Annotated in this window: 11 protein-coding genes; all 11 read right to left on the reverse strand. The window is 49.7% G+C overall.

All coding sequences use genetic code 11. The features are described 5' to 3' along the window. Window positions 1-79: 79 nt before the first annotated feature. The 11 genes from smc to EIM92_RS18065 all read right to left on the reverse strand — a co-directional run bounded on the left by smc (window position 80) and on the right by EIM92_RS18065 (window position 11,545). Entirely contained in the window at window positions 80-3,652 is a 3,573-nt protein-coding gene (smc, locus tag EIM92_RS18015) for a chromosome segregation protein SMC (protein WP_125083998.1), read from the reverse strand. Between the two features lie 114 nt (window positions 3,653-3,766). After that, complete coding sequence (gene rnc / locus EIM92_RS18020; RefSeq protein WP_125083999.1) at window positions 3,767-4,465, reverse strand: ribonuclease III; 699 nt, start codon at window positions 4,463-4,465, stop codon at window positions 3,767-3,769. A gap of 12 nt (window positions 4,466-4,477) precedes the next feature. Beyond that, window positions 4,478-5,716, reverse strand: coding sequence for a beta-ketoacyl-ACP synthase II (gene fabF, locus EIM92_RS18025; RefSeq protein ID WP_125084000.1), 1,239 nt, complete (start codon window positions 5,714-5,716; stop codon window positions 4,478-4,480). A gap of 121 nt (window positions 5,717-5,837) precedes the next feature. Then, window positions 5,838-6,071, reverse strand: a complete 234-nt coding sequence (gene acpP, locus EIM92_RS18030; protein ID WP_019638123.1) for an acyl carrier protein — start codon at window positions 6,069-6,071, stop codon at window positions 5,838-5,840. A 68-nt stretch (window positions 6,072-6,139) separates the two neighbouring features. Beyond that, on the reverse strand, window positions 6,140-6,889 hold the full coding sequence (gene fabG / locus EIM92_RS18035) for a 3-oxoacyl-[acyl-carrier-protein] reductase (RefSeq protein WP_125084001.1): 750 nt from the start codon (window positions 6,887-6,889) through the stop codon (window positions 6,140-6,142). Window positions 6,890-6,992: 103 nt separating this feature from the next. Further along, the gene (fabD, locus tag EIM92_RS18040) at window positions 6,993-7,928 is read right to left on the reverse strand and encodes an ACP S-malonyltransferase (protein ID WP_125084002.1); all 936 of its coding nucleotides are present in this window, start codon (window positions 7,926-7,928) and stop codon (window positions 6,993-6,995) included. A 91-nt stretch (window positions 7,929-8,019) separates the two neighbouring features. After that, the gene (locus EIM92_RS18045) at window positions 8,020-9,009 is read right to left on the reverse strand and encodes a beta-ketoacyl-ACP synthase III (protein ID WP_125084003.1); all 990 of its coding nucleotides are present in this window, start codon (window positions 9,007-9,009) and stop codon (window positions 8,020-8,022) included. After that, window positions 9,006-10,010 (reverse strand): phosphate acyltransferase PlsX, encoded by a 1,005-nt coding sequence (plsX, locus tag EIM92_RS18050; RefSeq protein WP_125084004.1) that lies wholly within the window; start codon window positions 10,008-10,010, stop codon window positions 9,006-9,008. The genes EIM92_RS18045 and plsX overlap by 4 nt, the downstream gene beginning before the upstream one ends. Beyond that, the gene (gene fapR, locus EIM92_RS18055) at window positions 9,994-10,590 is read right to left on the reverse strand and encodes a transcription factor FapR (RefSeq protein ID WP_125084005.1); all 597 of its coding nucleotides are present in this window, start codon (window positions 10,588-10,590) and stop codon (window positions 9,994-9,996) included. The genes plsX and fapR overlap by 17 nt, the downstream gene beginning before the upstream one ends. A 210-nt stretch (window positions 10,591-10,800) precedes the next feature. Beyond that, window positions 10,801-10,974, reverse strand: coding sequence for a 50S ribosomal protein L32 (rpmF, locus tag EIM92_RS18060; protein WP_055108505.1), 174 nt, complete (start codon window positions 10,972-10,974; stop codon window positions 10,801-10,803). Window positions 10,975-11,026: 52 nt separating this feature from the next. Beyond that, entirely contained in the window at window positions 11,027-11,545 is a 519-nt protein-coding gene (locus EIM92_RS18065) for a YceD family protein (RefSeq protein WP_125084006.1), read from the reverse strand. Window positions 11,546-11,785 lie beyond the last annotated feature (240 nt).

The following is an 11,785-nucleotide window of genomic DNA, read 5'->3' on the forward strand; positions in this document are numbered from 1 at the left end:
GAGGCTCCTCCTTAATAGTCATCCTGATCCAATTTGCAGCTCAATCTATACTGCTTTAATTATGCCACGGCTGGGCGGCTCAAGCAATTTCCACGGTCTCCTCATCCTCCAGCTTCACAGAGACGAGCTTGGATACCCCGCCTTCCTCCATTGTTACCCCATAGAGGACATCCGCCTCTTCCATTGTCCCTTTACGGTGGGTAACGACGATAAACTGGGTCTGTTCGGAGAATTCGCGCAAATATTGGGCGAACCTCGCCACATTGGCTTCATCCAGTGCAGCTTCCACCTCATCGAGCACACAGAATGGCACAGGCTTTACATGCAGAATTGCAAAGAGCAGTGCCATAGCCGTTAATGCCCGCTCCCCCCCCGAAAGAAGCTGTAGGTTCTGCAACTTTTTCCCCGGCGGCTGAGCCACAACATCAATCCCGGTCTCCAGCAGGTTATCTGGATCTATGAGCACGAGATCCGCACGCCCACCTCCAAAAAGCTTGGTAAACACCGTACCGAATTCCTTCCGGATGGCATCGAAGGTTATTTTAAAGCGCTTGGACATTTCGTCATCCATTTCCTTAATAACCTGATAAAGCGTCGTCTTTGCTTCAATCAGATCATCCTTTTGCTCAGTCAGAAATTGATAACGCTCCGAGACTCGCTCGTATTCGTCAATCGCTCCCAGATTCACTTCCCCAAGTAACGTAATCTGCCGTTTCAGCTCCTTGACTTCTCCTTGCGTTTGCGGCACGTCCTCCGGTACAGCGTAGCGCTGTTTTGCCAGTTCAAAGCTAAGCTCATATTCTTCGCTTAGCTTATGCAAAATGTTATCAAGCTCCACATCTAGCCTGTTTGCCTGAATTTCTGTTTGACGAAGCTGCTCCTCAACGGCCTTTAGACCGATTCTTTGCTCCTTGGTCTCACTCTCGCCGTCCTCGAGCTTCTTAACCAATACGATTCGCGAAGCACGCTCCATCTCAAGCTGCTCGCTTGTGCGTTCTTTCTTCAGCCTGAAATCATTCATCTCTTCGCGCTGATTGACGCTTTGTATTTCATTCTGTTTTAAATCAGCCTCTATCGATTGAAGTATGCTGCGGTTCTGCTCCAATTCCTTCTTCTGGATCTCGAACTCTTCCTCTGAACGCTGAAGCTGCTCACGAAGCGAGTTACATTCCTGATCCAGCTTGCCCTCCCGAACTTTAAGTCCGGTCAATTGGTGCTGCAACTCTTCCTTCACAGATTCATTTGCTTTACGGGCAAATTCCGCCGCTTGTATCGATTGACGAATCGTTTGCTCCTCTTTCTCCAGCTCCTGCAGTCTCGCTTCAGCTGCTGCTTTGCTTTTGACTAGTTCCTCGATCTCTTGGGCGTAGTGTCCCTTCTCTTGTCCATAAAGCTCAAACTGTTCGGATACATGCCGCAATTCGTGCTTCACCTGCTTGAGCTCGCTTGTCTGAGACTGTTCCTCCGCACGTTTACTATCTCCAGCTTCACGTAATTTGTCTAGTTCCTGCTCGCACTGCTTCATTTGAGCGCGAACATCATTCATTCCCAGCCTCAGCTTCTCCAGCATTTCCTCGCTTTCACGAATATCCCCAGCAAGCTGATCCAGTTGGCGCTTACGCCCTAATAAATTGCTGTTCTTCCGGTGCTGGCTTCCCCCGGTCATCGAACCGCCGGCATTAACGACGTCGCCCTCCAAAGTAACGATTCTGAACCTGTACTGACAACGGGCCGCCATCTTATTGGCTCTTTCCAAATCACTGGCAAACACGACACTCCCCAGCAAACTGCCTACGATATTCGCATAACGTGGATCATGACCGACAAGCTCGGCTCCAATACCGATAAAACCTTCCGCTTCCTCCAGCGTTCTCTTATCCGCCGCAGAAATTTGCCGGGGACGAATGACATCGAGCGGCAGGAAGGTCGCCCGTCCAAGCTGGCGCTGCTTTAAAAATGCAATCGCTTGACGGGAAACTGCTTCATTCTCCATCACGATATGCTGCATCGCGGCTCCCAGCGCAGTCTCAACGGCAAGCTCAAGCTTCTCCGGAACCCGAATCAGTTCGGCTACTGCACCGTGGACTCCCCCGAGTAATGATTTGCGGGAGGCCTTTAACACTTCCTTGACCCCAAGGATAAAGCCGTCAAAATCCTCCTCCATCTCTTTCATCGTATCGCGTCGGGAAATAAGGGCTTCGCGCCTTTGCTCCCATTTGCGAATATTTGTTGAACTTTCCTCTGCAAGCTTCTGGAGCGATTGATGACGTTCGCTTTCAGTAATGTAGCGGCTACGAAGGTCGGCAATTTCTTTGCTGAGCCGGGACAGTACTCGCTCTAGATCAGCTTTTCTACCTTTTAGGCGAGCCAAGTCCTCCTGCCATTTCAAGCCTTCTTCCTCCGAGCGATCCATGCGCCGTTGGACGCTTTCTTTCTGCTGATCAGCATAGCGAATTTCATTTCGAGCTTCGGCCATTTCATTCATCGTTTCCAGCAATTGTCCTTTGAGCGCTTCCTCCTGAGCCTGGCTAATTCCACCAGTTACGCCAATGAGCTTGACTTCTTCTGCCGAGAGCTCCGTTCTCAGTTCGTTCAACTGCTTTTCCGCCTCGGCAAACTTCTCAGACAGGGCATTCATCTCTTCCGCCCGCTGGGCATAACGCTCCTCATTGACAGCGAGTGATTGGCGAAGCTGTTCCCTATTCTGGATCAGGTTCTTCTCCCGCTCCTTCAGCACCTCGCCAAAGCCCTCGCTCTTTTCAAAGCTTTCACTATATTCCAAGAGCTGCCCTTGAAGCACATCAATATGCTCCTCGATCTGGCGAAGCGCAAGTCGATCGCTTTCCAGCTTGGCATCATGAGCCGATACGATTGTCGATAGGGCCAATTGCTCCTCCTGCAGCTTGGCCAGCTTAGCGTTAGCCTCGCTCCAGGTTTCATGAATTTTCTCGATTTGGTGCACATATAGCGATATTTCTTTATGCTTTAACTCCTCACGGAGCTCTTTATAACGAAGCGCCTTCTCCGATTGCTCCTTCAAAGGCCCGATTTGATCTTCTAATTCACTGACCAGATCGTGAATACGCAGCAGATTTTGTTCCGTATCATCGAGTTTGCGCCGGGCATCCCGTTTACGGCTTTTATATTTAACAATCCCGGAGGCCTCTTCAAAAATTCCTCGTCGATCCTCAGAACGTGTACTTAAAATTTCTTCAATACGTCCTTGGCCGATAATTGAATAGGCTTCTTTTCCGATCCCCGTATCCATGAACAGCTCGGTAATGTCCTTCAAGCGACAGGATTGCTTATTGATCATGTACTCGCTATCCCCGCTGCGATGAACCCGCCGCGTTACTGTCACTTCACTGAAATCCAACGGAAGCGCATGATCCGTGTTATCAAGGGTCAGAGAGACTTCTCCGTAATTCACCGCTTTACGCGAGTCGCTGCCCGCAAAAATAATATCTTCCATTTTGCCGCCGCGGAGCGACTTGGCACTCTGTTCGCCCAACACCCAACGTATGCCGTCCGAGATATTACTTTTTCCGCTCCCGTTAGGGCCAACTACAGCCGTAATGCCACGTACAAATTCCATTTCCGTTTTGTCGGCAAAAGATTTAAATCCTGCTAACTCGATCCGTTTCAAAAACATACCTTCACGATCACCTCTAGCAACTATTGTAACATACAAAAAAGCTGAATGGGACAAGCAAAACGTCCCCGTGCGGCAGGCAACGGGGACGTTCCATCAACATCGATTCAATTGTCATTCATACGAAGATTTCAAACGTTCTAACGCCACTGCGGCAGCCTGCTGTTCAGCTTCCTTCTTGGAACGCCCAGTTCCTTGCCCCAGTGCCCGACCATCCATGGAAACCTCGGAGACAAACTCGCGTTCATGGGCCGGTCCACGCTCCTCCACGATCCGGTACTCAAGCACCCCCATATTATGATGCTGCGTGAGTTCCTGCAGTTCAGTCTTATAGTCCGTAGTCTGGAGCTTCCCATTAAGCGTAAATTGAGAGAATACATATTGATGAAGAAAGGCATTAACAGCCTTCAAGCCTTGATCCAGATAAAGGGCACCGATGAACGATTCGAATACATCCGCCAGCAAAGCCGGGCGGGTTCGTCCCCCGGTTAATTCCTCTCCTTTTCCGAGCAATACGTATTTGCCAAACTCCAGGCTCTCGGCGAATTTCACCAAAGAAGGCTCGCATACGATCGCTGCCCGAAGCTTGGTCAATTCTCCCTCAGGACGATCCGGAAACATCCGATACAAATGCTCGGATACGGTCAGCTCCAGGACAGCGTCGCCCAGAAACTCTAGACGCTCGTTATCCTGATGCTGGCTGAACCGATGTTCATTCACATATGATGCATGGGTAAAGGCCTGTTTCAACAGCTGTCGGTTTTGGAATACAATTTGAAGTTTGTGCTGTAACTGCTTCAGATCTCCACTCAACAGACTGACCCCTTATGCTTCAAATTTCTTCAGAACAATGGTGGCATTATGCCCTCCAAATCCGAAGGAGTTGGACATAGCTACAGTAACATTCGCTGGTCTAGCTTGGTTAGGCACGTAATCCAAATCGCATTCCGGATCCTGATTTTCCAGATTGATCGTCGGCGCGATCATTCCATTCTTAATCGTCAAGCCGCAAATAACGGCCTCCACACCACCGGCAGCCCCGAGCAGATGGCCCGTCATCGACTTGGTCGAGCTGACGGCAATCTTGCGAGCATGATCACCAAGGGCTTCCTTAATAGCAAGCGTCTCAGAGCGATCACCTACAGGCGTTGATGTTCCATGTGCATTAATATAATCTACCTCATTCGCAGCAATGCCTGCATCGCGAATAGCCATTTCCATACAGCGACGCGCTCCATTCGGATCTGGATCGGTCATATGATGCGCATCCGCGCTCAAACCATAACCAATCACTTCCCCGTAAATTCTCGCGCCTCGCTTCTGGGCATGCTCCAACGATTCAAGCACAAGAACCCCTGATCCTTCGCCCATAACAAACCCATCGCGTCCTGTATCGAATGGACGGCTCGCCTTTTCGGGCTCCTCATTACGAGTCGACATCGCCCGCATCGAGCAGAATCCGGCGAGACCAGTCGGTCTGATCGTCGCTTCTGCGCCGCCGCAAATCATGACATCGGCGTCACCACGTTGAATCAATTTATACGAATCGCCAATGGAATGAGTTCCGGTCGCGCACGCCGTTACAGCTGTACTGTTAGGTCCTTTAGCTCCGAACAGTATCGACACGTGGCCGGAAGCCATGTTTGCAATCATCATCGGAATAAAGAATGGACTTACACGCTTCGGTCCCTTCTGCAGCAAAATATTATGCTGGTCTTCCCATGTTCCTAGGCCGCCAATACCTGAACCGATAATAACGCCAACACGCTCTGGATCAACTTGTTCACCAATCACGAGGCCGCTGTCTTTTATAGCATTCGTAGCCGCCGCTGCCGCAAATTGAACAAAACGATCCATTTTGCGGGCATCCTTACGGTCCACGTAATCTTCGACATTGAAGTCCTTCACCGAGGCAGCGATCCGGGTCGGATATTCGCTAACATCAAATGATTCGATAGCGGATACCCCCGATTTCCCTGCCGTTAGATTATTCCAGAACGTATCCAAGTCTTGACCGAGGGATGTTACGACTCCCATGCCGGTTATTACCACTCTATGCTTCAAACACACTCACCTCGTATAGATCTCATGTGCAATTATAATGTTCTTAACCATGTTATTCGTCGTCTTGCAAAAGATGAGGAGAAGTCCCGCCTACAAAGGAGGTACGGGACTTTGAATGACATTAGGTATGAGATTGTATGTAGTTTACAACTTCACCTACAGTCGTAATCTTCTCAGCATCTTCATCTGAAATTTCCAAATCGAACTCATCTTCGAGTTCCATTACCAATTCGACTACATCGAGCGAATCAGCACCTAGGTCATCTTTGAAAGACGCTTCAAGCGTCACTTCAGCTTCATCTGCGCCGAGGCGATCCACTACAATACGTTTTACGCGCTCCAATACATCGGACATCCGGTTCACCTCCTCCTTCGTATTATACGAAAATTAAAATCAAAATGCCATAGAGCTAGGATGATAAATCACATATACATCCCGCCGTCTACATGCAGTGTTTGACCAGTCATGTAGGATGCAGCGTCGGAAGCCAGGAACACCGCGACTTTTGCGATTTCTTCAGGCTGGCCAAGACGGGATAGCGGAATATCGGCAAGTAAATTTTGCTTCAGATCTTCCGATAACTGATCCGTCATATCCGTCGCTATAAAACCCGGTGCAATGCAATTCACTGTAATATTCCGGCTCGCCAGCTCACGCGCAGACGATTTGGTCAAGCCAATAACTCCGGCCTTAGCCGCCACATAGTTCGCCTGTCCGGCATTGCCTAGCACGCCTACGACCGAAGATATGTTAATGATGCGACCAGACCGCTGCTTCATCATTGGACGAGTAACCGCCTTAATACCATTGAATACGCCCTTCAAGTTCGTCTCAATGACTTCGTCGAACTCTTCTTCTTTCATACGCATAATTAGATTATCTCTAGTAATTCCAGCGTTATTCACTAAAATATCAATTCGGCCCCATGTGTCCAAGGTCTGCTTAACGATGGCCTCAAATTGCGCGCTGTCCCCGACATGGCCTTTGACGGCAAATGCCTCTACACCAAGCGCCTTAATCTCGCTAACGACGCGAGCAGCCGCTTCTTCATTGCCCGCATAATTAACCGCTACATTTGCTCCTGCTTCGGCCAGCGCAAACGCAATAGCGCGTCCAATGCCGCGGGAAGCTCCAGTTACCAGAGCGGTCTGACCACTTAGCAATTTCGTCATTGTACTCTCTCCTTTCCTAGGATAAACGAAATGATTTATTCGCCTGACCTTCAGATTTTTTATTCGGATGACTGCCCTTTAACCAAGGCGCCTCCTCGTAAAACTACAGCAGTGATGCCGCCGTTTGGTTCAGACTCTCCAGGCTATTTACATTGTAGGTTGCAACGCCTCGGTTTATTTTCTTCATCAGTCCGGTTAACACGCTACCAGGTCCAATTTCTACAAAAGTATCCACGCCCTGTTCCAACAGCCAAGCAATGCTATCTTCCCAAAGAACAGGTGAATACACTTGTTCCACAAGCAATTTGGAAATGTCCGCGGCGCTCTGAACTGCTTCAGCCGTCACGTTGGCCACAACAGGGACGGACGCATCATGAATCGTTATTTGCTGCAGCTTGCCAGCAAGACGCTCAGCAGCCGATTTCATTAGCGACGAATGGAAAGGACCGCTGACTTCGAGTGGAATCGACCGTTTGGCACCGATTTCCTTCACGCGCTCGGCCACGGCAGCGACGCCCTCACGACTACCGGAAACCACAATTTGTCCCGGGCAGTTGACGTTCGCAAGTTCTACCAGATTCCCGCCTGCCGTAATTTCAGCGCACAAACTAGCCAATGCCCCCCGTTCTCCGCCGAGCACCGCAGCCATCGCTCCTTGTCCGCCTGGAACGGCTTGCTCCATAAACTCGCCACGCGCCCGTACGGTAGAGACCGCATCGCTGAAGTTAAGTGATCCAGTAGCCGTCAAAGCACTGTACTCCCCAAGGCTATGCCCCGCTACGAAGTCTGGACGCATCCCTTTAGCCGCAAAAGCTTGATACAACGCTACACTAGTCGTCAGCAGAGCAGGCTGCGTATTCGCTGTCTGCTTCAAATCTGTTTCAGGGCCTTCGAATATAAGCCGGGACAACGGAAAGCCTAGAACTTCATCCGCTTGGTCGAATAATTGCCGAGCCTCCGGTACTGATTCATAGATGTCCCTACCCATTCCTACACTTTGAGAACCTTGTCCCGGAAATATAAATGCGAGCTTACCCATAAATTATGTCAGCACTCCTTCTCCCTAGAAACCATACAAAGATCGTTGTTACATTTAGATCAGACTGTGCACTGCATGCCAGCGATCATGCTCACCAGACAAGAACAGATGCGCCCCAGGTCAGACCGCCGCCAAAGCCTACGAGAAGCAAAGTATCGCCTTCTTTAACGCGCCCTTCCTCCACAGCTTCCACAAGCGCCAGCGGAATTGATGCTGCCGACGTATTGGCGTATTTATCTACGTTTATGACACATTTCTCTTCCGGCAAATCCAGCCGCTGCATAGCTGATTGAATGATCCGGATGTTAGCCTGATGCGGAACGAATAAATCGATCTCGCTCTTGTCCTTTCCAGCTTTACGCAGCACTTCTTCCGTAGCCGCCCCCATGACCCGGACAGCGAATTTGAACACTTCACGACCATTCATATAAATAAAATGTTTGCCACTGCGCACCGTCTCCTCGCTAGCCGGACAGCGCGAACCGCCACCTTCCAGCTTAAGCAGTTCTCCGCCTGCTCCTTCTGCCCCCAGATCAAAGGAAAGGAAGCCTCTTCCTTCGGGAACCTCACCGAGCACGACAGCCCCTGCCCCATCGCCAAACAGTACGCAGGTATTTCGATCGGTATAATCCGTAATACGAGACAAGGCGTCCGCTCCGATGATGAGCGCATTGTTGTACATACCAGTTTGGATGAAGCCATTGGCCGTAGCCAAGCTGTATACGAATCCAGAGCAAGCCGCCGATAGATCAAAAGCCGCCGCCTTCTTCGCCCCAAGCTTCTCCTGCAAAATACATGCCGTAGACGGAAACGTCATATCCGGCGTTACTGTAGCCACAATGATCAATTCTAAATCTTCTGCAGCCAGACCTGCTGATTTCAATGCTTTCACAGCGGCTTCATATGCCAAATCTGATGTTGCCTGATTAGGAGCCGCGATGTGACGCTCGCGAATTCCCGTCCGCGATACGATCCATTCGTCATTGGTTTCTACCATCGTCTCCAATTCGGCATTCGTTAACACTCGTTCAGGTACGTACTTCCCAGTCCCTATGATGCCTACTGAACGTAATTTCATCATTCTACCACTCGCTTCCCGATGATTTCCTGTGCAATGCTCTCTGTCAATCGACTCTGAATAGCCACTCTTGCCTGCCTTACTGCATTCTTAATCGCTTCGCCGTCCGAGGAGCCATGCCCCTTAACGACTAGCCCGCTAAGTCCAAGTAGCGGGGCTCCGCCATGCTCCTTATAGTCCAGTGTCTTCTTCAATCCGTGAAGCGAAGGCATCAATAGAGCGGCTGCCAGCTTGTTCTTCAACGATTTGGAAAACTCCTGCTTCAGAATCGAGAATATCGTCCCGGCCGTTCCTTCCAGCGATTTAAGTAAAATATTGCCAGCGAAACCGTCGCACACAAGCACATCACATGCGCCTGTCAGGATATCCCTCGCCTCAACATTACCTACGAAATGAACCGGGAGCTGTTCAATCAGCGGATAAGCTGCCTTCGTGAGCTCATTCCCCTTCATTTCCTCCGTTCCGACATTCAGGAGGCCAACGCGCGGTTTGTGGATACCATGTACCTTCTCCCGATAAATGCTGCCCATAAGCGCATATTGAGCTAAGTGTTCCGGCTTCGCATCCATATTCGCGCCAAGATCGAGCGCCAGCACACCCCGCTCGTCCACTGTCGGAATCATCGGCGCCAAGGCCGGACGCTCAATGCCGTTCATCCGTCCTACAACAAGCAACCCGGTCGTCATCAACGCGCCTGTATTGCCCGCCGATATCATCGCTTCCGCTTCACCCTCACGCACAAGCCTGCCGGCAACGACCATGGACGCATCTTTCTTGCGTCGCACCGCCCGCACAGGCTCATCATCCGCTTCTATCACTTCAGCGGCATGTAGAATCCTTAGATTAGTAGGTGTCTCCGTGCCTTTCAACAGCGGCTCCAGCTGCCCCTGATCGCCAACGAGAATAATTTCAATGTCATTCCACTCCTTGGCCGCCGCCAAGGCACCTTCTACTGTGCTCTTCGGCGCGTGGTCACCGCCCATGGCATCAATGGCGATTCTCATGCTGACTTCCTCCTTCGTTGTTGTCTTCTACCGCTGAACGGTAAATGACAAAGTTCCCTTGGAACACCATCTCTTCGCCGACATAAGTGAAGACCTCTACTTTAGCCTTGCCCTTACTTCCCGAGACTGGGCGCACATACGCTTTGGCGATACATTTCTCGCCCAGATGAACCGGACGGATAAAACGAATATCCGCCGAAAACGTAAGCGCAATCTCATCGTTTATAACTGCTACAGCCAGTGAATTGGCCTGTGCGAAAATATGATGTCCACGTGCGATGCCTGTCCGTGAAAAGACATGCTCCTTGCTAATTTCAAAAATAGATATCCCGCTCTTGTCCAATTGCAAATCAACGATTTCTCCAATAACTTCATGCAGCGGCAATGAACGTACCTGATCATAGGAACGTTCCGCCATCAGCTTCATCCGTTCTCGAAGCTCAGGAATGCCCAGTTCCATCCGGTCGAGCCGAATCGTCTGAATACTCACCTTCAGCTGACGGGTCAATTCCTGATCTGTCACAAACGGATTTTCTTCGATCAGTTTGACGAGCTGCTGCTGCCTCGCCCTCTTGGGCAAACGTTCGATGGGTAACACCCCCGAGTGATCACATTATTTTATGTAAAACGAACACATCAGTTTAGAACCTGGTACTAAGATAGAGTATAAAACATCTCCCTGCAAAAATAAAGAGAAACTAATCTCCCGACCTAAAATACCCAATAAAAGCAATAAAAAACAGCACTTCGTGGAGGAAGTGCTGTTTGAGTTCTGAGATATTATCTGGTATTAGCCTTTGATAACTTCTCTTGCTTTGTATGTTCCGCAAACTTTGCATACGTGGTGAGCAAGCTTCAATTCTCCGCATTGTTCACATTTTACCATGCCCGGCACAGCCAATTTGAAATGCGTGCGGCGTTTGTCGCGGCGCGTTTTGGACGTTCTCCGTTGAGGTACTGCCATGGTTCCCACCTCCTTAATGAAGTCAACCTTATTACGGTGTCACATTGTAATCTCATTTTTTGAAAAAGTCACCTAGCGCTGCCAGCCGCGGATCAATTTGATCCTTTTCGCAGTCGCAATCCCGTTCGTTCAAGTCCGTCCCGCAGCTTGGACAAAGTCCTTTGCAGTCCTCCTTGCATACGGCAGTGTATGGAAGATTCAGAAGCAATGCTTCCTCAATATATGGACTTAAATCCACCTGATCTTCAGCAGTGAACCGAATGTCATCCTCTTCTTCATTCTGCCCTTCTTCTTCGGGGGTGTCAATGCGTTTGAAAGTTTCCTCAAATTCGATATCGACTTTACGCTTCAAAGGCTTCAGACAACGAGAGCAGGACATGTCCAATTGCGCGGACAGCGCACCTGTCACCTCGACTACATTCCCTTCCACGTATACAGCCGTCAAGTCGCATGCCAGCGGACTGATACCGTGTATGTCTTTACGTCCTTTGACCACATGACTCATATCGAGAGCTTCCTGCAGTTGCTTCGGCCCATCGTGCGATGCCATCTGGCGAAATTTAAAATTCATGAGTATCACTCCAAACAAACAAAAATTATTATACCGATTTCAAGTAAGTTTTGTCAACAGCAAAGCGGGGAATATAGTGGTTGTCTCACCTAATATTACACATCCCTACCGTAAACGTCTATGGACATGCCTCCAAACAACACAGATTACGATAATGGGATTTGACCCCACGCTAACGAAATTGTTCGTTGGAGAAAAATATGGGCCATTCCAATCATCTTCAAAAAGGCCCAACCTTCA

This window comes from Paenibacillus lentus, from assembly GCF_003931855.1.
GTDB classification, from domain to species: Bacteria; Bacillota; Bacilli; order Paenibacillales; family Paenibacillaceae; genus Fontibacillus; species Fontibacillus lentus.

What these genes read in the sequence shown, in the direction of transcription:
- EIM92_RS18065 (WP_125084006.1), bottom strand. Translation starts at nt 11,545, where the DNA reads ATGAATTTTAAATTTCGCCAGATGGCATCGCACGATGGGCCGAAGCAA.
- fabD (WP_125084002.1), bottom strand. Translation starts at nt 7,928, where the DNA reads ATGGGTAAGCTCGCATTTATATTTCCGGGACAAGGTTCTCAAAGTGTA.
- fabG (WP_125084001.1), bottom strand. Translation starts at nt 6,889, where the DNA reads ATGACGAAATTGCTAAGTGGTCAGACCGCTCTGGTAACTGGAGCTTCC.
- plsX (WP_125084004.1), bottom strand. Translation starts at nt 10,010, where the DNA reads ATGAGAATCGCCATTGATGCCATGGGCGGTGACCACGCGCCGAAGAGC.
- acpP (WP_019638123.1), bottom strand. Translation starts at nt 6,071, where the DNA reads ATGTCCGATGTATTGGAGCGCGTAAAACGTATTGTAGTGGATCGCCTC.
- EIM92_RS18045 (WP_125084003.1), bottom strand. Translation starts at nt 9,009, where the DNA reads ATGATGAAATTACGTTCAGTAGGCATCATAGGGACTGGGAAGTACGTA.
- smc (WP_125083998.1), bottom strand. Translation starts at nt 3,652, where the DNA reads ATGTTTTTGAAACGGATCGAGTTAGCAGGATTTAAATCTTTTGCCGAC.
- rpmF (WP_055108505.1), bottom strand. Translation starts at nt 10,974, where the DNA reads ATGGCAGTACCTCAACGGAGAACGTCCAAAACGCGCCGCGACAAACGC.